General features: G+C 53.7%; 19 protein-coding genes. 6 read left to right on the top strand and 13 right to left on the bottom strand.

Annotated elements, in window-relative coordinates; genetic code table 11:
* Window positions 1-2: 2 nt before the first annotated feature.
* The 4 genes from mrdA to LCS67_RS15595 form a co-directional block, all read right to left on the bottom strand.
* Window positions 3-1,904, bottom strand: a complete 1,902-nt coding sequence (gene mrdA, locus LCS67_RS15610; protein WP_000828700.1) for a peptidoglycan DD-transpeptidase MrdA — start codon at window positions 1,902-1,904, stop codon at window positions 3-5.
* Between the two features lie 30 nt (window positions 1,905-1,934).
* Complete coding sequence (rlmH, locus tag LCS67_RS15605; protein WP_000776107.1) at window positions 1,935-2,402, bottom strand: 23S rRNA (pseudouridine(1915)-N(3))-methyltransferase RlmH; 468 nt, start codon at window positions 2,400-2,402, stop codon at window positions 1,935-1,937.
* Between the two features lie 3 nt (window positions 2,403-2,405).
* Window positions 2,406-2,723 carry a ribosome silencing factor gene (rsfS, locus tag LCS67_RS15600; protein WP_001161670.1) on the bottom strand — a complete coding sequence of 106 codons (318 nt, stop codon included), beginning with the start codon at window positions 2,721-2,723 and terminating at the stop codon, window positions 2,406-2,408.
* A gap of 327 nt (window positions 2,724-3,050) precedes the next feature.
* Window positions 3,051-3,659, bottom strand: a complete 609-nt coding sequence (locus LCS67_RS15595; protein ID WP_001241918.1) for an adenosylcobalamin/alpha-ribazole phosphatase — start codon at window positions 3,657-3,659, stop codon at window positions 3,051-3,053.
* Window positions 3,660-3,755: 96 nt separating this feature from the next.
* Here LCS67_RS15595 and cobD point away from each other — a divergent pair, with 96 nt between their 5' ends.
* Entirely contained in the window at window positions 3,756-4,850 is a 1,095-nt protein-coding gene (cobD, locus tag LCS67_RS15590; RefSeq protein WP_001173261.1) for a threonine-phosphate decarboxylase CobD, read from the top strand.
* On the opposite strand, the gene nadD is transcribed toward cobD, so the two are convergent.
* The 4 genes from nadD to leuS are packed head-to-tail and all read right to left on the bottom strand — an operon-like array spanning window position 4,825 to window position 9,686.
* Window positions 4,825-5,466 carry a nicotinate-nucleotide adenylyltransferase gene (nadD, locus tag LCS67_RS15585; protein ID WP_023137128.1) on the bottom strand — a complete coding sequence of 214 codons (642 nt, stop codon included), beginning with the start codon at window positions 5,464-5,466 and terminating at the stop codon, window positions 4,825-4,827. The two genes, cobD and nadD, sit on opposite strands and share 26 nt — an antisense overlap.
* A gap of 1 nt (window position 5,467) precedes the next feature.
* A complete protein-coding gene (gene holA / locus LCS67_RS15580) occupies window positions 5,468-6,499 on the bottom strand; it encodes a DNA polymerase III subunit delta (RefSeq protein WP_000620491.1) in 1,032 nt (343 codons plus the stop codon).
* Window positions 6,499-7,089 (bottom strand): LPS assembly lipoprotein LptE, encoded by a 591-nt coding sequence (gene lptE / locus LCS67_RS15575; RefSeq protein ID WP_100521824.1) that lies wholly within the window; start codon window positions 7,087-7,089, stop codon window positions 6,499-6,501. The genes holA and lptE overlap by 1 nt, the downstream gene beginning before the upstream one ends.
* Before the next feature lie 14 nt (window positions 7,090-7,103).
* Window positions 7,104-9,686, bottom strand: a complete 2,583-nt coding sequence (gene leuS, locus LCS67_RS15570) for a leucine--tRNA ligase (protein WP_001157912.1) — start codon at window positions 9,684-9,686, stop codon at window positions 7,104-7,106.
* 236 nt (window positions 9,687-9,922) lie between these two features.
* Between leuS and LCS67_RS15565 the strand changes: the two genes are divergently transcribed.
* From LCS67_RS15565 to LCS67_RS15545, 5 genes are all read left to right on the top strand, one after another.
* Complete coding sequence (locus LCS67_RS15565) at window positions 9,923-10,264, top strand: UxaA family hydrolase (protein WP_001574029.1); 342 nt, start codon at window positions 9,923-9,925, stop codon at window positions 10,262-10,264.
* Window positions 10,265-10,280: 16 nt separating this feature from the next.
* On the top strand, window positions 10,281-11,453 hold the full coding sequence (locus tag LCS67_RS15560; protein ID WP_001670689.1) for a UxaA family hydrolase: 1,173 nt from the start codon (window positions 10,281-10,283) through the stop codon (window positions 11,451-11,453).
* A 49-nt stretch (window positions 11,454-11,502) separates the two neighbouring features.
* A complete protein-coding gene (locus LCS67_RS15555; protein WP_000694477.1) occupies window positions 11,503-12,456 on the top strand; it encodes a 2-keto-3-deoxygluconate permease in 954 nt (317 codons plus the stop codon).
* Window positions 12,457-12,523: 67 nt separating this feature from the next.
* Window positions 12,524-14,452, top strand: coding sequence for a sigma-54 interaction domain-containing protein (locus LCS67_RS15550; protein ID WP_001044197.1), 1,929 nt, complete (start codon window positions 12,524-12,526; stop codon window positions 14,450-14,452).
* A 92-nt stretch (window positions 14,453-14,544) separates the two neighbouring features.
* Window positions 14,545-15,018, top strand: coding sequence for a zinc ribbon-containing protein (locus tag LCS67_RS15545; protein WP_001044885.1), 474 nt, complete (start codon window positions 14,545-14,547; stop codon window positions 15,016-15,018).
* Window positions 15,019-15,103: 85 nt separating this feature from the next.
* Here LCS67_RS15545 and rihA read toward each other — a convergent pair whose 3' ends face one another.
* From rihA to LCS67_RS15520, 5 genes are all read right to left on the bottom strand, one after another.
* Window positions 15,104-16,039 carry a pyrimidine-specific ribonucleoside hydrolase RihA gene (rihA, locus tag LCS67_RS15540; RefSeq protein ID WP_001207417.1) on the bottom strand — a complete coding sequence of 312 codons (936 nt, stop codon included), beginning with the start codon at window positions 16,037-16,039 and terminating at the stop codon, window positions 15,104-15,106.
* A gap of 116 nt (window positions 16,040-16,155) precedes the next feature.
* On the bottom strand, window positions 16,156-16,881 hold the full coding sequence (gltL, locus tag LCS67_RS15535) for a glutamate/aspartate ABC transporter ATP-binding protein GltL (RefSeq protein ID WP_031564225.1): 726 nt from the start codon (window positions 16,879-16,881) through the stop codon (window positions 16,156-16,158).
* Window positions 16,881-17,555, bottom strand: a complete 675-nt coding sequence (gene gltK / locus LCS67_RS15530; RefSeq protein ID WP_000272802.1) for a glutamate/aspartate ABC transporter permease GltK — start codon at window positions 17,553-17,555, stop codon at window positions 16,881-16,883. Before gltK ends, gltL begins: the two co-directional genes overlap by 1 nt.
* The gene (gene gltJ / locus LCS67_RS15525; RefSeq protein ID WP_000020930.1) at window positions 17,555-18,295 is read right to left on the bottom strand and encodes a glutamate/aspartate ABC transporter permease GltJ; all 741 of its coding nucleotides are present in this window, start codon (window positions 18,293-18,295) and stop codon (window positions 17,555-17,557) included. The genes gltK and gltJ overlap by 1 nt, the downstream gene beginning before the upstream one ends.
* A 159-nt stretch (window positions 18,296-18,454) precedes the next feature.
* Window positions 18,455-19,363: an amino acid ABC transporter substrate-binding protein gene (locus LCS67_RS15520; RefSeq protein WP_001518176.1), complete on the bottom strand. Its 909-nt coding sequence runs from the start codon at window positions 19,361-19,363 to the stop codon at window positions 18,455-18,457.
* Window positions 19,364-19,595: the final 232 nt, after the last annotated feature.

Below are 19,595 nucleotides of genomic sequence, written 5' to 3'. Positions count from 1 at the left end.
GATTATTGGTCCTCCGCCGCTGCAACCACCGGGTTTTCCGCAGGCAAATGGGTGTTGTTGTCGCCCAGCATGATGTGATCAAGGATTTGGCGCATGATCGTGCCTACTGCCGGGCCTGCGCCGCCGTTTTCAAGGATGATCGCGACGGCGACCTGGGGATTGTTATACGGCGCAAAGGCGGTCATTAATTTATGGTCACGCAGGCGCTCGGCGATTTTATGCGCATTGTACGTTTCGTTGGCCTTCAGGCCAAAGACCTGCGCGGTGCCCGACTTCGCCGCGATTTTATAGGGCGCGCTGGCAAAATATTTATGAGCCGTGCCGTTAGGGCGGTTGGCGACGCCATACATTCCATCTTTCGCAATTTCCCAGTAGCCGGAGTGAATATCGCCCACCGGCGGCTCATGCGGCTGTACCCACGGCACCTGCTTACCGTTTTCCGCGGTGCTCATTAACAGATGCGGGACTTTAACTACACCGTCGTTAATAAGGATCATCAGCGCCTTACTCATCTGAATCGGCGTTGCCGTCCAGTAGCCCTGGCCGATGCCCACCGGAATCGTATCGCCCTGATACCACGGTTTTTTAAAGCGTTTCTGTTTCCACTCGCGGGTCGGCATATTACCAGAGCGCTCTTCTGCGAGATCAATTCCCGTATAGTGCCCATAGCCAAACTTACCCATCCATTCTGACAGGCGGTCGATTCCCATGTCATAGGCCACCTGATAGAAGAAGGTATCCGCCGACTCTTCAAGGGATTTGGTGATATTCAGATGCCCGTGGCCCCATTTTTTCCAGTCGCGGTAGCGTTTCTCAGACCCCGGCAACTGCCACCAGCCAGGGTCGAAAAGACTGGTGTTACGGGTGATGACGCCAGCGCTTAACGCCGATACGGCGACGTAAGGCTTAACGGTAGAAGCGGGTGGGTAGACACCCTGAGTCGCGCGGTTCACTAATGGCGTGTTCGGGTCGTTAAGCAGCCCGGAGTAATCTTTGCTGGAGATGCCATCCACGAAAAGGTTAGGGTCGTAACTTGGCATGGAGACCAGCGACAGCACGCCGCCGGTACGCGGATCGGTGACAATCACCGCCGCGCGACTGCCTGCCAGCAGCGTTTCAATATACTGCTGGAGCTTGAGATCCAGCGTCAGGTAGATATCGTGTCCGGCCTGCGGCGGCACCTCTTTGAGCTGGCGAATGACGCGGCCGCGGTTGTTGACTTCAACCTCTTCATAACCGGTTTGCCCATGCAGAATATCTTCATAGTAGCGCTCAATGCCCAGCTTGCCGATGTCATGGGTGGCGGCGTAGTTTGCCAGTTTGTTTTCTCTGTCGAGACGCTCGACGTCTTTATCATTGATTTTCGATACGTAGCCGATAACGTGGGTCAGCGCCGATCCGTATGGATAATAGCGGCGTTTATAGCCTTTGACTTCAACGCCCGGAAAACGGTACTGGTTGACGGCAAAGCGCGCGACCTGAACTTCCGTCAGGTTTGTTTTCACCGGAATAGAAGTAAAGCGATGGGATCGGGCGCGCTCTTTTTTAAAGGCGGCGATATCGTCGTCGTTTAAATCGACCACACTGCGTAGCGCATCCAGCGTTTGCTGAACGTTATCCACCTTTTCCGGCATCATTTCAATCTGATAGATAGTGCGGTTCAGCGCAAGGGGAATGCCGTTACGGTCGTAGATTATCCCGCGGCTTGGCGCAATTGGCACCAGCTTGATACGGTTTTCGTTCGAGCGGGTCTGGTAATCGGTAAAACGGAGGATTTGCAGATTATACAAATTGGCGATCAGTACGCCGGTCAGCAGCAAAATACCCAAAAAGGCGACCAGCGCCCGACGCACAAACAGTGCGGACTCAGCCGTATAGTCACGAAAAGAATTTTGTCGTTTCATCCGCTGCTTAATCTTCTCAAGACTTCACGATCACTCACGGTGATAAGGGTGGTTGGTTGTGATGCTCCACGCCCGGTACAAACTCTCCGCGACCAGAACCCGAACCAGTGGGTGAGGGAGCGTTAACGCCGAGAGCGACCAGCTCTGTTCCGCTGCCGCTTTGCAGGCGGGAGATAATCCTTCCGGGCCGCCAATCAGCAAACTGACGTCGCGCCCGTCCTGTTTCCAGCGCTCCAGCTCATTGGCTAACTGCGGCGTATCCCACGGCTTGCCTGGAATATCCAGGGTAACAATGCGATTCTTACCGGCGGCGGCCAGCATCTGCTCGCCCTCTTTGTCGAGAATGCGTTTGATATCCGCGTTCTTGCCGCGTTTGCCCGCAGGGATTTCGATCAGCTCAAAGGGCATATCTTTCGGAAAACGACGCAGATATTCCGTAAATCCCGTTTGAACCCAGTCGGGCATCTTCGTGCCGACAGCGACAAGTTGCAGCTTCACGCATTAACTCCAGAGTTTTTCCAGTTCATACAGGCGGCGACTTTCTTCCTGCATGACATGCACAATCACATCGCCCAGATCGACGACAATCCAGTCAGCCGCATTCTCGCCTTCGACGCCTAACGGCAGCATACCGGCCGCGCGCGACGACTGCACCACGTGGTCGGCAATAGACATAACGTGACGGCTGGAGGTGCCGGTACAAATAATCATACAGTCGGTGATACTGGATTTACCCTGAACATCTAAGGCGATGATGTCCTGACCTTTCAGGTCATCAATTTTGTCGATAACAAAATCCTGGAGTGCTTTACCCTGCAAGTTTTCCCCCTGGGTGAATAATTGCGTTATAACGATAGAAAAAGGCCAACAGGCTGGACCGGTAAGGCGTTGCGAGTTAACGCTAACCTTCCGGCGGGACGCCGTGTAGTATACCTGAATCAGCGGCGATACCGGGACTTATGTCGCCGGATCGGCGTTTAAAACCAGATTATCATCCCATCCCACGTCACAGAAAGCATCGCCATTTTTGTAAAACAATTTCTGCAAAGCTCTGCAAGGTGAAAAAAGCCTGGCTGCGGAGAATAACAGCCTGTCGGGGGCTGTCAATGGGCGAAACCGCTGCGGCGAGAAAAAACGGAAAATTCATCACTCAGGCCGCCAGACGGCACGACTATTTAATACTTTCAGGGTGGCGAACCCTTCGCATATGTCGATTGCGCTCCAGCATCCCTGTTCTACCCGGAAATGCCATAGCGAGGCGGCGGGCATTGCGAGCAGACGGGCAATCAACAGGCTGAGTACGCCCTGATGGCTGACGATCAGCAGGTTCTGGCAATCGCTAAACGCGTCGAGTCGCGAGATAAAGCGCTCTACGCGCCGGGTAAAAGCCTGAAAACCCTCGCCATTGGTCGGAACCGCATTCTGCCAGTCCGTACACCAGGCGGCATAGCTTTCGGCATCTTCATGGGTGAGGTCGCGGTGATGGCGCATTTCCCAGTCGCCGAAGTACATCTCATTAAGCTCAGGTAAGATGTGTTGCGGCGTATCCCGGCCCTCCAGTACGAGCCGGGCGGTATGGCGCGCGCGCTCCAGCTCGCTGCATAACACCCGGTCAAATGGCGCGTGGCGCAATAAAGTATGTAGCGTTTTCGCCTGGCCAATCCCTTTTTCCGTTAACGGCGTGGGAGCATGTCCGCTATACAACCCGGCGACATTGGCCTCGGTTTCGCCATGACGCACCAGCCACAATCGCATGGTATTCCTCATGAGGTTAAATGCGCAAAACATGATAATGCCCCTGATTGCGCAACGTTTTTTTCACTAAAATAGCATTTTTTGGCCGGAGGCATAATGGCGTTATTCAACAGCGCGCATGGCGGTAATATTCGGGAAGCCGCGACGGTGTTGGGCATCTCGCCTGACCAGTTACTGGATTTTAGCGCAAACATTAATCCGCTGGGTATGCCTGTCAGCGTGAAACGCGCGCTTATCGACAATCTGGACTGCATTGAGCGCTACCCGGACGCCGATTATTTTCATTTGCACCAGGCGCTGGCGCGTCATCATCAGGTGCCGGCATCGTGGATACTGGCGGGAAATGGCGAGACGGAGTCAATCTTTACCGTGGCGAGCGGTCTTAAACCGCGTCGTGCAATGATTGTCACGCCAGGTTTCGCGGAGTATGGCCGGGCGCTGGCGCAAAGTGGCTGTGAAATTCGTCGTTGGTCTCTACGCGAAGCGGATGGCTGGCAGCTTACCGATGCCATTCTTGAGGCGTTGACGCCCGATCTGGACTGCCTGTTTCTGTGTACGCCCAATAATCCTACCGGCCTGCTGCCGGAGCGGCAGTTATTACAGGCCATTGCCGATCGCTGCAAATCGCTGAACATTAACCTGATCCTGGATGAAGCGTTTATCGATTTTATTCCGCATGAGACGGGCTTTATTCCTGCTCTTAAAGATAATCCGCATATCTGGGTGCTGCGTTCGCTGACCAAATTTTATGCCATTCCCGGCCTGCGGTTGGGATATCTCGTCAACAGCGATGACGCGGCGGTGGCGCGGATGCGTCGCCAACAAATGCCGTGGTCGGTTAACGCGCTGGCGGCGCTTGCCGGTGAGGTAGCGTTACAGGATAGCGCCTGGCAACAGGCGACCTGGCATTGGTTACGGGAGGAGGGCGCCCGGTTTTATCAGGCGCTTTGTCAGCTCCCCCTGCTGACGGTCTATCCCGGGCGGGCAAACTATCTGTTGCTACGCTGTGAGCGAGAGGATATTGACCTGCAGCGACGGTTGCTGACGCAGCGGATTTTAATCCGTAGCTGCGCTAACTACCCGGGGCTGGACAGCCGCTATTATCGTGTGGCGATACGCAGCACTGCGCAAAACGAGCGTCTGCTGTCGGCGCTGCGCAATGTGCTTACTGGTATAACCCCTGCTGATTGATGTAGTTCAGCACGTTTTCCGGCAACAGATCGTCGCAGGATTCGCCTTTTTCCAGACGTTCGCGGATGAGGGTTGCGGAGATATTAAGCCAGGGCGTTTCCGCCAGGTAAATTTTACCGGCTGGCAACTGGTGCAGATCGTCCGGCGTATGGGTCAGATGCTGTTCCAGCCACTGCTGGTGTTGCGCCTGCGTCATTTCAAGGGGATAGCCCGGACGACGACAAACGATCAGGTGAGTGTTATCAAGGATGGTGTCGTAATCATGCCAGGTGGGGAAGTTAAGCAGAGAGTCCTGGCCGATAATAAACGCCAGCGGCGCTTCGGGGCCCTGTTCTTCGCGCCATGCTTTCAACGTTTGCGCAGTGTAAGAGGGCGCGTTTCGCTGTAGCTCGCGTTCATCCAGCGTAAAAAGCGGCTTATCGGCGATAGCCAGCTCCAGCATATATTTACGCTGCGCGCTGGAAGCTTCCGGCTGGGGGCGATGCGGCGGCACATTGTTAGGCATAATAATCACCCGCGATAAGCCGATCAGATTCGCCAGCGTTTCAACAGGTTTAAGATGTCCATAATGCACCGGATCAAAGGTGCCGCCGAATAAAGCCTGTAACGATTTCATATCACCCATCAATAAATACGTCTGCCAGCGCCTTATGGCAGAGCAGGAGCGACAGCCCTTCAAGATCTGCCCATACCGACTGACCATAATCCTGTTTGAGCGTAATTTCTGTACGCGTCAGTAACTGCACGGCCTGGCGAAGCTGTGCAGGATGGAGACGCTGCAACGCGTCGCCGATCATGGGGCGACGGTTTTGCCAGACCCGGTGTTTATCAAACAGCGCGCGTAACGGCGTATGCGCGGACTGACGTTTGAGATTTACCAGCAGCAGCAGCTCTCGCTGGAGGGTCCGCAGCAGAATAACCGGCTCGCTGCCTTCAAGGCGTAGCTGTTGCAGAATATGCAGCGCGCGTTTGCTTTTCCCCATCAGTAACGCATCCACCCAGTGGAAAGGGGTAAAGTGGGCGGCGTCATTGACGGCCTGCTCCACGCGAGGAAGCGTTAACTTACCGTCAGGCCAAAGCAGCGACAGCCGTTCCAGCGCCTGCGCCAGCGCCAACAGATTGCCCTCATAGCAATAGCACAGCAGTTGGTTCGCGGCGTCATCCAGTTGCAAATTCTGTGCTTTCGCTCTGGCGGCCACCCAGCGGGGAAGCTGCGCCTGCTCCGGCGTCTGACAACTGACCTGAACGCTACGGTCTGCCAGCGCGGTATACCAGGCGGCGTTTTCCTGCGCTTTGGTGAGCTTGTTTCCGCGTACTATTAATAACAGGTCGTCATGCAGCAGCTCGCTCAGGGTGGCGAGTTGCTCATTCATTGCCGCGTTAGGCCCGTTTTCCGGTAGTTGCAGCACCAGCGTTTGACGACTGGCGAACAGACTCATCGCCTGGCAGAGTGAGAAAAGCGATCCCCAGTCGGTACTGGGATCGAGAGTAAAAGCGTGGTGCTCTTCGAAGCCTTGCGACGCAGCCGCCAGACGAATAGCGTCCTGACTTTCCTGCAGCAGCAGCGGATCGTTGCCCAATAATAAATATGCCGCACGCAGCCCTTCGTTGAGCTGCGCGCGGAGTTGTTCAGGATACAACCTGATCATTAGTTACTCAGCGTAGTGGAGATGCGTGCTGGCGTAGAGGCGGGCGCCGCCGTCTCATTGTCGGCGGTAGCCTCCTCTTTCGTCGCCTGAATATCCGCCGCGCGGACGCTGGTCAGCTTACGAATCAGCTGTTCAGCGGCTTTGTCGTACATCTCCTGAACGATCATGGCCTGCTCGTTATCCTTCGCCAACGCCATCTGCGGGTTATCGAAGAACGAACGGTACACTTTCGTGCTGATAGGATAGATGTCATGGCCAGGAATCAATACCGAGGCATTGACGGTCATTACCATCTGATATTCCGCCGTCTGGCCATCCTGGAACACTGACGCCGTATCCTGCGAAATAGTCACCGTTCCAAGCCGCAGAGACGGAACGTCTTTGCGCGTTGTGTCTTTATCAAGCAGGTTTACGTTATTCAGCCGTAACTGATTACGTACCGCACGACTTAGCGGACCGTTCGGATCGCCTGAATCGAGGATCATCGTTTTCATTGAAGCCGGAACCTGCGTAGTGCTACGCAGATGCCAACCGCATCCGGCGGTGACCAGCACCGCCAGAGATAACAACAGTGTTACCAGATATCGCACGCTTCCTCCCGCGCTTAGCCAACAACCAGATTGAGGAGTTTACCCGGAACGTAAATCACTTTACGCACGGTAACGCCATCAAGATATTTTGCCACCAGATGTTCCTGGCCTGCACGTTCACGCACCTGTTCTTCAGTGGCATCCACCGCAACGGTGATCTTACCGCGAACTTTACCGTTAACCTGCACGACAACCAGCGTGGTGTTTTCCACCATTGCCTGCTCGTCGGCAACCGGCCACGGCGCGTTGTCGATATCGCCTTCGCCACCCAGTTCCTGCCACAAGGTAAAGCAGACGTGCGGGGTGAACGGGTTAAGCATACGCACGACGGCCTGCAGCGCTTCCTGAAGCAGTGCGCGGTCTTGTTCGCCTTCCTGCGGGGCTTTCGCCAGTTTGTTCATCAACTCCATGATCGCCGCAATGGCGGTGTTGAACGTCTGACGGCGGCCGATATCATCGGTCACTTTGGCAATGGTTTTATGCACATCGCGACGCAGCGCTTTTTGATCTTCGCTCAGCGCATCGACGTTCAGCGCCGCGACAGGACCTTTAGCGGTGTGTTCGTAAACCAGCTTCCAGACGCGTTTAATAAAGCGGTTTGCGCCTTCTACGCCGGACTCCTGCCATTCCAGAGTCATATCCGCCGGAGAAGCGAACATCATAAACAGGCGTACCGTGTCCGCGCCATAACGTTCAACCATTACCTGCGGGTCGATACCGTTATTTTTCGACTTGGACATTTTACTCATGCCAGTGTAGACCAGCTCATGACCCGCTGCGTCTTTTGCTTTGACGATGCGGCCTTTTTCATCGCGCTCGACGATAGCGTCAACTGGCGAAACCCAGTTACGTTCGCCGTTCTCGCCGACATAATAGAACGCATCCGCCAGTACCATGCCCTGGCACAGCAACTGTTTAGCCGGCTCGTCAGAGGTGACCATGCCCGCATCGCGCATCAGCTTATGGAAGAAGCGGAAGTAGAGCAGGTGCATGATGGCATGTTCAATACCGCCGATGTAGATGTCGACTGGCAGCCAGTAGTTTGCCGCTTTCGAATCCAGCATTCCTTCCTGATACTGCGGGCAGGTGTAACGCGCGTAGTACCATGACGATTCCATAAAGGTGTCGAAGGTGTCGGTTTCACGCAGCGCCGGCATACCGTTAACGGTGGTTTTCGCCCACTCAGGATCGGCCTTGATCGGGCTGGTGATGCCGTCCATGACGACATCTTCCGGCAAAATAACCGGCAGTTGATCTTCCGGCGTCGGCAGCACGGTGCCGTCTTCCAGGGTGACCATCGGGATCGGCGCGCCCCAGTAACGCTGACGGGAAACGCCCCAGTCACGCAGACGGTAGTTCACTTTACGCTCGCCGACGCCTTTTTCCGCCAGTTTATCGGCAATGGCGTTAAACGCTGCTTCAAAGGCCAGGCCGTCAAACTCGCCGGAGTTAAACAGCACGCCTTTTTCGGTCAGCGCCTGTTCGGAAAGATCCGGCTCGGAACCGTCGGCGGCCAGAATCACCGGCTTGATGGTCAAACCGTATTTGGAGGCAAATTCGTAGTCGCGCTGATCGTGACCCGGAACGGCCATCACCGCGCCAGTGCCGTACTCCATCAGGACAAAGTTTGCCGCCCAGACCGGGATCTCTTCGCCAGTTAACGGATGAATCGCTTTAAAGCCGGTGTCGACGCCTTTTTTCTCCATGGTCGCCATTTCGGCTTCGGCCACTTTGGTGTTACGGCATTCGTCGATGAACGCCGCCAGCTCGGCGTTGTTCGCCGCCGCTTTTTGCGCCAGCGGATGACCGGCGGCCACCGCCAGGTAAGTGGCGCCCATAAAGGTATCCGGACGGGTGGTATAGACGGTCAGGGTGTTATCGTAACCCTTCACATCGAAGGTGATTTCCACGCCTTCAGAGCGGCCAATCCAGTTGCGCTGCATCGTTTTTACGGTATCAGGCCAGTGGTCCAGCTTATCCAGATCGCGCAACAGCTCGTCTGCGTAAGCGGTGATTTTGATAAACCACTGTGGGATCTCTTTACGCTCAACTTTGGTGTCGCAGCGCCAGCAGCAGCCGTCGATCACCTGTTCGTTGGCGAGAACGGTCTGATCGTTCGGGCACCAGTTAACGGCAGAAGTCTTCTTGTACACCAGGCCTTTTTTATACAGCTCGGTGAAGAATTTCTGTTCCCAGCGGTAGTATTCCGGGGTGCAGGTCGCGATTTCACGGCTCCAGTCATAGCCAAAACCCAGCGTTTTGAGCTGGTTTTTCATGTACGCGATGTTGTCGTACGTCCACGGCGCCGGCGCGGTGTTGTTCTTCACCGCCGCGCCTTCCGCCGGCAGGCCGAAGGCGTCCCAGCCGATTGGCTGCAGCACGTTTTTGCCCAGCATACGCTGGTAGCGGGCAACCACGTCGCCGATGGTGTAGTTACGTACGTGGCCCATGTGTAGTCGGCCAGAAGGATAGGGAAGCATCGACAGGCAGTAATACTTCTCTTTGCTCTCGTCTTCGGTCACTTCAAATGTGCGCTTCTCATCCCAGTGAAGCTGTACTTTGGATTCTATCTCTTCCGGGCGGTATTGCTCTTGCATGGCAGCCAGTAGTCCTGTTTTCGATACAGCTACAAATGTAGCTTTAGAGGTGGTGTTTAGATCCGCATAGCATAGCCCAAACACGCACGTCAAAACAGGGGGTAGAACATTTGTCGCGCCAGGCGTTCATGAGGAGGTGACGCAAAATGCGACACGACTGAGGCAAATTACCGCAGTTCCTGTCACCGCCAGATCGGCCCATAAAAATAAAGTCATATAAACCATGCAGTTAAAAAATGGCACGCCTTTTGATTAGGGAAGACAGGACTAAAGCAAAGGAGTTAATCGTGAAAAAAAATGCAGTGGTGATTCACCCTCAGGATTGCGTCGCGACGGCTATTACGGCGCTCAAGGCCGGCGAAACCGCCACAATGTTCATTGGCGAACGCGAGATAAGCGTTGTGTTACATCAGGATGTGCCATTTGGCCACAAATTCGCCATCTGCGATGTGCCTTTTCATGGCGAAGTTTATAAATATGGCGAATCCATTGGCCGCGCCACTCAGGAAATAAAAAGTGGCGACTATGTGCACGTCCACAATGTGGAAAGCGAACGCGGACGTGGTGACTGGAAATAATATAAAACAAGGGAAAATGATTATGAGCAATGAGACTTTTTTGGGTTTCCGCCGCCCTGACGGCCGTTTTGGCATCCGTAATTATGTACTGATTTTACCTACCAGCGTTTGTGCGAATAAAGTCGCCCAGGATATTGCCCGGCAGGTAAAAGGCGCGACATGGGTGAATAACGATTTTGGCTGCTGCCAGGTGGCAGGCGATGCGCGTCTGACGGAAAAGACATTGATTAATGTGGCGAATAATCCCAACGTCGGCGCTATTGTGGTTGTGGGCTTAGGCTGTGAAGGCGCGGAGCCGCTGCGCATCGCAGAAGAGATTACCGCATTTGGCAAACCGACCTCCTGCATCACCATTCAGGAAGAGGGCGGCACGCTTAAATGTCAGGCCAGGGGGATTTCGCTGGCCCGCGACTATGCGCAACAACTCTCCATGCAAAAACCGCAGCAAGCACCGGTTAGCGAGCTGCTGCTGGCGATGGAGTGCGGCGGGTCAGATACGACATCGGGGCTGGCGTCTAACCCTTCCTGCGGGGTCGCCTCGGATAAGCTGATACGCTGCGGCGGAAGCTCAATTCTTTCTGAAACGACGGAATTTATTGGCGCCGAGCATGTGATGGCGAAACGTGCGGTGACGCCGGAGGTTGGTCAACAGCTCATTGATTTAGTGGTCGGCTGCGAGGCGCGAGCAAAAGCGCTGGGCGAGGATATTCGCGGGGGACAGCCGACGCCGGGCAATATTAAAGGCGGGTTGACTACCATTGAAGAAAAATCGTTAGGCTGTATGCATAAAGCGGGTCATGCGCCACTACAGGGTGTACTGGAATATGCCGATAGTCCAACGCATCCGGGCCTGTGGATTATGGATACCCCGGGGCAGGATATTGAATCTATTTCCGGCATGGTGGCGGGTGGAGCGCAGATCGTTATTTTTACTACCGGTCGCGGAACGCCTGCCGGTAACCCAATAGCGCCGGTAATAAAAATTACGGGTAATAAAGCAACGTGGGAAATGATGCAGGACAATATTGATATTGATGTGTCCGCCATTATGTCTGGCGAGGCTTCTATTACGCAAATGGGCGAGGAAATTTATCAGGAAATTTTACGCGTCGCGAATGGGAAAACGACTAAATCAGAAGATTTAGGTCATAACGAATTCTCTATTTATAAGATCGCGCCGACGTTCTGATACCAAATCGGGCAGCACAAGCTGTCCGGTTATCTCCTGGGAATAAGCTATGAAAATTAAAAAAACACTGGAACGTTTTCCTGGTGGTATGATGGTTGTACCGCTAATCATCGGCGCATTGTTTAAAACCTTTGCGCCGGAGGCGCTGGAAATAGGCGGTTTTGTCACCTCTATTTCGCATGGTGCAATGGCGATTTTAGGCATGTTTTTAGTCTGTATGGGCGCGGATATCCAGTTTAAAGCCGCGCCGAAAGCGCTGAAAAAAGGCGCTGCGATCACCTTTGCGAAATTTGCCAGCGGCGTGATTATTGGCATTCTGGTCGGAAAATTTTGCGGCCCGGATGGGTTATTAGGTCTGTCGGCTTTAGCGATTATTTCGGCGATGACCAACTCGAACAGTGGGTTATATGCCGCGTTGGTTGGGGAGTACGGCGATGAAACTGACGGCGGCGCGATTGCGGTAATATCGTTGAACGATGGTCCCTTTTTCACCATGCTGGCGTTAGGGTCGGCAGGCATGGTGTCGATACCCTTTATGAATCTGGTGGCGGTTATTATTCCCATTATCATTGGCATGATTTTGGGCAATCTGGATGAGGACATGCGCAAGTTTCTTAAACAGGGCAGTGTGGTAACGATTCCCTTTTTTGCCTTTGGGTTAGGATACGGTATTGATTTCGCAAGACTTATCACGGCAGGTTCTTCAGGCATTTTACTGGGACTCATGACGGTGGCGATTGGCGGATTTTTTAATATTTTCGCCGATCGTCTGACGGGAGGTAGCGGCGTGGCAGGCGCGGCGGTCTCCACTACCTCTGGCAACGCCGTCGCGACGCCAGCGGCAATCGCGCTGCTCGATCCGCATTTTACCGACCTGGCGTCGACGGCGGCGGCGCAGGTGGCGGCCTCGACGATTATTACCGCTCTGTGCGCCCCATTCCTGACCGTATGGATAAAAAAACGCTACGATCGTAAACTGAACCCAGCCGCCGCAGGCGGTTAGCGTTTCGGCGGAAAATAAATCACGACGGGCGGTCTCGCCCGTTCATAAACCAACAGGATGGTGAGTGATGAATAAGACGAAAGATATAGCCGCATCTCCTCTCTGTTTTGTCTCTCCTTACCCTCAACTGGCAAAGGCTGCCGAGGCGCTGGTCGCGCGGTTGGATTACGCCGTCACTATTCATCAAACGACGCTTAATCGTATCCTGGATGAGCTACCTTTATTAGAGTCTCGTGGGCACCAGGTACTGATTAGTCGTGGCGGCTGTGCGGAAATATTAAAAAAGCACAGTAAATTACCGGTAGTCGAAATTAAAATGTCCGGCTACGACATTCTTGATGCGCTTATCCCTTTTAAAGGACAAAAAGGCACTGTCGGTATTGTCGGCTTTTCCAGTGTGATCAAAGGATGCGCGCGCGTAGCGGAACAGTTAAATATTAACTATAAAATTTTTACCTTACAGGGAAATGATAAAGAAACGATTTCTTGCCTGAAGCAACAATTAGCGTCCACGCCATTAGATTGCATTGTTGGCGATACCGTTTGTCAGGATTATTTTTCACCGCTGGGCTCGCAATTCCGTTTACTTGATTCCAGCCCCGCCTCAATAACCGAAGCTCTGGAAGAGGCCCGCTCATTATATCTGGCTTTTCGCAGCCAATTACTCGAGCGTCATCATCTGCAGCTGATTCTCGATCAGTTTGATAAAGCTGTTATCACGCTTGATGATACCGGCGCGTTACTGCATTACAATAAATATGCGAGCCAACTTTTTAAAGTTAACGCCTCCGGTGAAATTTATGACGCGTCTTTCCTGAAACAGGTATTGCACCAGGAGCGGCATACATTACGCGAGGGAAAAACCGTCAGCGCGAAAGTCGTCGATACGCCGCAAGGCGCGATGGTGGTTAATCTGTATCCGGTATTTGCGGCCAGACAGTTAAGCCGGGTAGTGTTGACGATGCAAACCGTCTCCAGTTTACAGGGGGCGGAACATCATGTTCGCCGCCAGGAACTGTCTCGCCGCGGCTTGAGCGCCCGCTATCATTTCGACGATCTGCTTACCGAAAACCCGGAAATGCTGCGTCGTCTGGCGATCATTAAAAATTATGCCGGTACGGACGCGACTATCTTAATTAATGGCGAAAGCGGGACGGGAAAAGAGGTGCTGGCGCAAAGTATTCATAATGCCAGCCAACGCGTCAACGGCCCGTTTGTCGCCATTAACTGCGGCGCGATGGCCCCTCAGATTCTGGAGAGCGAACTCTTTGGCTATGTCGCCGGCGCATTTACCGGCGCGTCGCCGAAAGGCAAAATAGGCCTGTTTGAATTAGCGCACCACGGTACCATTTTTTTGGATGAGATTAGCGAACTGGATAAACCGCTACAGACGCGCTTATTACGGGTATTGCAGGAGCGGCAGATTATGCGGCTGGGCTCAGACCAGATGATACCTGTTGATATTCGCGTGATTGCAGCGACCAATCAGACATTAACGAAGCTCATTGCGGACGGGACATTTCGCGAAGATCTTTACTATCGGCTTAACGTATTAAAAGTGACCACCATCCCGCTACGCAAACGTCCGGAGGATATCAAAGCCATCGGCCTGTCGCTGCTTACCAGTTTCAGCCAGCATTATAAACGCCCGGCACTAACGTTAACCCCGGCGCTGTGGCAAGAGCTTCAGCGCTTCGCCTGGCCCGGAAACGTCAGGCAGTTAAGCAATATTATCGAACGGCTGGTGCTCTCTATTGATCACTCCCCGGCAACGCTGGATGAGGGCCGCCTCTTGCTGGACGATCTGGAAGAGGGGAGCCGACGCGAGCCAAGTACCTGCCACGACTGCCAGATGTTGGCTGGCGATTATAAAACGATTCGCCTGCGTATTTTGAGAAAATTATTAGAGGCGGAAAGGGATAATAAATCGTTAGTGGCGAAACGATTAAATGTCGATCGTACCTCGCTGACGCGCTGGATACGCGAGTCGGCCTGACAAGAATTTACAGACTCTGTGGGCAGCCTTGCAAAGCGTAACGCAAATAACGTCTATTATTATAGGCAGTTAACGATCCAAGAGGTGAAGTGATGAACAAGGTTGCTCAATATTACCGTGAACTGGTGGCCTCATTAAGCGAGCGTTTACGCAATGGCGAGCGCGACATTGATGCGCTGGTGGAGCAGGCGCGCCAGCGCGTGATGCAAACAGGGGAGTTAACGCGAACCGAGGTGGACGAACTGACGCGCGCTGTCAGACGCGATCTGGAAGAGTTCGCCATGAGCTACGAAGAGAGCCAGGAAGATAGCGTCTTCTTGCGGGTGATTAAAGAGAGTCTCTGGCAGGAACTGGCGGACATTACCGACAAAACCCAGCTGGAATGGCGCGAGGTATTCCAGGATTTGAATCACCACGGCGTGTATCACAGCGGTGAGGTGGTGGGATTGGGGAATCTGGTGTGCGAGAAGTGCCACTATCATCTGGCGGTTTACACGCCGGATGTGTTGCCGCTGTGCCCGAAGTGTGGGCACGACCAGTTTCAGAGAAGACCGTTTGAGCCGTGAGAGGAAGAGCACCGGTGCGTCTTATCCGGCCTACCAAAAATCGTTCACGTAGGCCGGATATGGCGAAGCTGCCATCCGGCAAATATTACGCGTAAAACTTCAGCCGTTCCGCCAGCAAATCGACAAATCCCTGGCGGTCTACATCGACCATCACCGTTGCATTCGGCTTATTCCCCGTCAGGAAATAATAATCCACCACCGTCATCCCCTGGGTGTATTTCCCCTGGGTTTCCACGCCAACCCAACGCTCAACGGTGGTGAAAATCTCGGGTTTCAGCAGCCAGGCGATGGTGCATGGGTCATGCAGCGGCGCGCCGACAAATCCCCATTTTTCGTCTTTGTGGTACTCCATAAAGAAGTCCAGCAGTTCGGCAACGATGGTGGAAATCGGGTTGCCAATAGCGCGAAAGCGTTCGATATCGGCGGCGTGAATCTGCGCCTTATGGGTGACGTCCAGCCCGGCCATCACCACCGGAATGCCTGACTGGAAGACAATTTCTGCCGCTTCCGGGTCGACGTAAATATTAAATTCCGCAGCGGGCGTCCAGTTACCCAATCCCATTGCTCCGCCCATGATCACAATGCGGGCGATTTTCGTATGCAGTTCCGGATGGCTATTCAGCAGCAGCGCCACGTTAGTCTGTGGGCCAGTGGAGACGATGGTGACTGGCTGTGAACTCTCACGCAGTGTTTTTGCCATCAGCTCAACGGCAGTGCCGCTTTGCGGGGCGAATGACGGCTCGGGCAGCGCCGGGCCGTCAAGACCACTTTCGCCGTGAACGTTATCGGCGATAATCAGTTCGCGCATGAGAGGTTTCACCGCGCCGCCCGCCACCGGAATATCCGGGCGTTTGAGCAGTGTCAGCATCCGCAGCACGTTGCGCAGGGTCTTATCCGGCGTCTGGTTGCCGGCGGAAGAAGTGATCGCTTTCACTTCCAGTTCAGGGGAGGCGAGGGCGAGAACGAGGGCGATCGCGTCATCATGACCCGGATCGCAATCAATAATAATGGGCAGTGCCATAGCGGTTCCTTGTAAGCGGTACTTTGTGACAAGGTTAACGCCCGGCTGGATACGTTTCGAGAAGCGAAGCGGTAAAGCGTGAGATAGCGCGCACTCTGACGTGCGCGCCGGGAAGATTAGTGCAGGATTTTCGCAAGGAAGTCTTTTGCGCGATCGGAACTGGGGTTAGCGAAGAACTCCTCTTTTGGCGAATCTTCGATGATTTTACCTTCATCCATAAAGATCACCCGGTTAGCCACTTTACGGGCAAAGCCCATTTCGTGCGTCACCACCATCATGGTCATCCCTTCGTTCGCCAGTTCGACCATCACGTCCAGTACCTCGTTGATCATTTCCGGATCGAGTGCGGAAGTCGGTTCATCGAATAACATGGCAATGGGGTCCATACATAGCGCACGGGCGATGGCGACACGCTGCTGCTGACCGCCGGAAAGCTGCGCCGGGAACTTGTTGGCATGTGCAGACAGACCAACGCGCTCCAGCAGCTTCAGGCCTTTATCGCGGGCGGCGGCCTTATCGCGTTTCAGCACTTTCACCTGCGCCAGCGTCAGGTTTTCGATGATCGACAGGTGGGGAAATAGCTCGAAGTGCTGGAATACCATGCCCACGCGGGAACGCAGTTTCGCCAGATCGGTTTTTTTGTCGTTCACAATAATGCCGTTAACGGTAATTTCGCCTTTTTGCACCGGTTCCAGACCGTTGACGGTCTTAATTAGCGTGGATTTACCGGAACCCGATGGCCCGCAGACTACCACCACCTCACCTTTTTTCACTTCTGTTGAACAATCGGTCAGCACCTGAAAGTGACCATACCATTTTGAAACATTTTTCAGGGTAATCATTAAACTGTCCTTTTCTTCAAATAGCTGACCAGCAACGACGCGCTCAGGCTGATAACAAAATAAACGGCGCCGGCGAACAGAATCATTTCGACCTGAGTTCCGTCACGCTCGCCGATAGTCGACGCGGTGCGGAAGAAGTCCGCCAGGCTGAGTACATAAACTAAAGAGGTGTCCTGAAATAGCACGATGCCCTGCGTAAGCAACAGCGGCACCATCGCCCGAAACGCCTGCGGCAGAATAATGAGCTTCATCGACTGCCAGTGGGTCATCCCCAGCGCCAGCGCGGCGCTGGACTGCCCGCGGGAAATACTTTGAATACCGGCGCGAATAATCTCGGAATAGTAGGCCGCTTCAAACATAGAGAATGCCACCATCGCGGAGATCAGGCGGATATCGGTTTTCGGCGATAGTCCCAGCACGTTTTGCAGAAAGCCGGGTACAATCAGATAGAACCACAGCAAGACCATCACCAACGGGATGGAACGGAAAACGTTAACATACGCTTTAGCAAACCAGGCGATAGGGGTAAAGCTTGAGAGGCGCATGACGGCCAGAATGGTTCCCCAGACTATCCCCACGACAACGGCGGTGACGGTGATCTTCAGCGTGATGACCAACCCGGCCAGCAGGTAAGGCAGTGAGGGGATAATCGAACTCCAGTCAAATTCGTACATTATTTGCTCCCCACGTTGCCCGGCAGGCGGACTTTGCGTTCAACCAGGCTCATGACCAGCATGATAACGGCGTTAATCAGCACATAGGCCAGCGTAATGGCGGTGAAGGATTCCCAGGCGTGCGCCGAGTAATCCAACAGTTTGCCTGCCTGCGCCGCCATATCCACCAGGCCGATGGTTGAGGCAATAGCCGAGTTTTTCACCAGGTTCATCATCTCTGACGTCATTGGCGGCACGATAACGCGATAGGCATTCGGCAGCAGGACATAGCGATAAGCCTGCGGCAGCGTTAGCCCCATCGCCAGCGCCGCGTTCTTCTGCCCGCGAGGCAGAGACTGAATCGCGGCGCGCACCTGTTCGCAAACGCGGGCGGCGGTAAACAGTCCCAGACAGATCATTGAGGAGAGGAAAAACTGAATATTGGGATCGAGTTCCGCCTTAAACCACATGCCAAGATCTTCCGGCAACAGTTCAGGCACCACCAGGTACCAGGTGAAGAATTGCACGATCAGCGGCACGTTACGGAACAGTTCTACGTACAATGTGCCCAGTCCGGAGAGGAAACGGTTGGGAACGGTACGTAAAATGCCGAAAATAGATCCTACCAGGAAAGCGATAATCCAGGCGGTAATCGAAAGGGCTACGGTGACCTGAAAACCACTCCATAGCCAGCCGAGATAGGTGGTATTGCCGAAGGGGGCTTCCTGTAAAAAAATACCCCAGTTCCAGTCTATTGACATACATCTACTCCGAAAAAAAAGGGTAGCAGTGCTACCCTCGAAGATTGTTGCCCGGCGATTTGCGGTTTCAGGCCCGAGGGGGAACGACCATCAGGCTTATAGTCTGTCCGTGCTGAGCGACAATCGAGAGGACAGGAGTCCCGTCCCATTTAGTTTTAGTTAGTTAAGCGCTTTATCATTCGGTGCTTTGAACAGGGCTTTCATCTCGTCAGACAACTCGAAATTCATGTTCAGGTTTTTCGGTGGGATCGGATTTTTAAACCACTTATCAAACCACTTTTCCGCTTCGCCGGAGGTTTGCGCCTGAGCGATGGTATCGTCCATCAACTTTTTAAACTCAGGGTCGTTTTTACGCAGCATACAGCCGTAGGCTTCCTGGGACTGCGGTTTACCGACAATCTCCCAGTTATCCGGTTTCTTGGCTTTGGCGCGCTCGCCGGCCAGCAGCGCGTCATCCATCATAAAGGCGACGGCGCGACCGCTTTCCAGGGTGCGGAACGAGTCTCCGTGGTCTTTCGCGCTAATAATACGCATCCCCATCTTTTGCTCTTCGTTAAGCTTATGCAGCAGAATTTCAGAGGTCGTCCCGGAGGTGACGACGACCGCTTTGCCTTTCAGATCCGGGAAATCTTTAATATCGCCGCCTTTTTTAGTCAGCAGTCGCGTCCCGACGACGAAAATCGTATCGGAGAAGGCGGCCTGTTTCTGGCGCTCAAGGTTGTTAGTCGTTGAACCACATTCAAAATCGAAGGTTCCGTTTTGCAACAGCGGAATACGGTTTTGCGAGGTGATCGGAATCAGCTTCACCTGCAGATCCGGCTTGTTAAGTTTCTTTTTTACCGCTTCCACAATGGCGTTGGAGTAGTCCTGGGAATAGCCGACCACTTTCTGCTGGTTGTCGTAATAAGAAAAGGGCACAGAAGATTCGCGATGCCCGACGACGATCACGCCATTTTTAGCGATCTTGTCCAGGGTGCTACCAGCGGCAGGCGCGCCATCTTCTGCGTGCGCAAGGCCCGCAGACAGTCCCATGACCAGCATTGCTGTGGTTAGCTTACGTAATTGCATATCCAACTCCTTTATCATCTGCGCCGTCGACGCATTGATAGCTATTGTGATGTTGTTATTGCCTGCAACTTGCGCGTGCAGTGTTATGTGTGTTTGTTAACATTTAGTGTGGCTTGTTGTAAATATTTTGCTGCGATATTGTTTATTTTTGCGAAGTGCGCCGCACCGTTCAGAGGCAAAAATCCTACATTGCACCGTTCAGGTGCTACCAATGATCGATTTTGGTGCGACC

The sequence above is a fragment of the Salmonella sp. A7 genome (assembly GCF_020181675.1).
Taxonomy (GTDB): Bacteria; Pseudomonadota; Gammaproteobacteria; order Enterobacterales; family Enterobacteriaceae; genus Salmonella; species Salmonella enterica.
The sequence above is the reverse complement of the archived record's forward strand: the minus strand, read 5'-3'. Positions and strand labels throughout refer to the sequence as shown.

Coding starts and splice junctions, on each gene's coding strand:
- mrdA (WP_000828700.1), bottom strand. CDS start 1,904: ATGAAACGACAAAATTCTTTTCGTGACTATACGGCTGAGTCCGCACTG.
- LCS67_RS15595 (WP_001241918.1), bottom strand. CDS start 3,659: ATGCGATTGTGGCTGGTGCGTCATGGCGAAACCGAGGCCAATGTCGCC.
- cobD (WP_001173261.1), top strand. CDS start 3,756: ATGGCGTTATTCAACAGCGCGCATGGCGGTAATATTCGGGAAGCCGCG.
- nadD (WP_023137128.1), bottom strand. CDS start 5,466: ATGAAATCGTTACAGGCTTTATTCGGCGGCACCTTTGATCCGGTGCAT.
- holA (WP_000620491.1), bottom strand. CDS start 6,499: ATGATCAGGTTGTATCCTGAACAACTCCGCGCGCAGCTCAACGAAGGG.
- leuS (WP_001157912.1), bottom strand. CDS start 9,686: ATGCAAGAGCAATACCGCCCGGAAGAGATAGAATCCAAAGTACAGCTT.
- LCS67_RS15565 (WP_001574029.1), top strand. CDS start 9,923: ATGGCACGCCTTTTGATTAGGGAAGACAGGACTAAAGCAAAGGAGTTA.
- LCS67_RS15560 (WP_001670689.1), top strand. CDS start 10,281: ATGATTATGAGCAATGAGACTTTTTTGGGTTTCCGCCGCCCTGACGGC.
- LCS67_RS15555 (WP_000694477.1), top strand. CDS start 11,503: ATGAAAATTAAAAAAACACTGGAACGTTTTCCTGGTGGTATGATGGTT.
- LCS67_RS15550 (WP_001044197.1), top strand. CDS start 12,524: ATGAATAAGACGAAAGATATAGCCGCATCTCCTCTCTGTTTTGTCTCT.
- LCS67_RS15545 (WP_001044885.1), top strand. CDS start 14,545: ATGAACAAGGTTGCTCAATATTACCGTGAACTGGTGGCCTCATTAAGC.
- rihA (WP_001207417.1), bottom strand. CDS start 16,039: ATGGCACTGCCCATTATTATTGATTGCGATCCGGGTCATGATGACGCG.
- gltL (WP_031564225.1), bottom strand. CDS start 16,881: ATGATTACCCTGAAAAATGTTTCAAAATGGTATGGTCACTTTCAGGTG.
- gltK (WP_000272802.1), bottom strand. CDS start 17,555: ATGTACGAATTTGACTGGAGTTCGATTATCCCCTCACTGCCTTACCTG.
- gltJ (WP_000020930.1), bottom strand. CDS start 18,295: ATGTCAATAGACTGGAACTGGGGTATTTTTTTACAGGAAGCCCCCTTC.
- LCS67_RS15520 (WP_001518176.1), bottom strand. CDS start 19,363: ATGCAATTACGTAAGCTAACCACAGCAATGCTGGTCATGGGACTGTCT.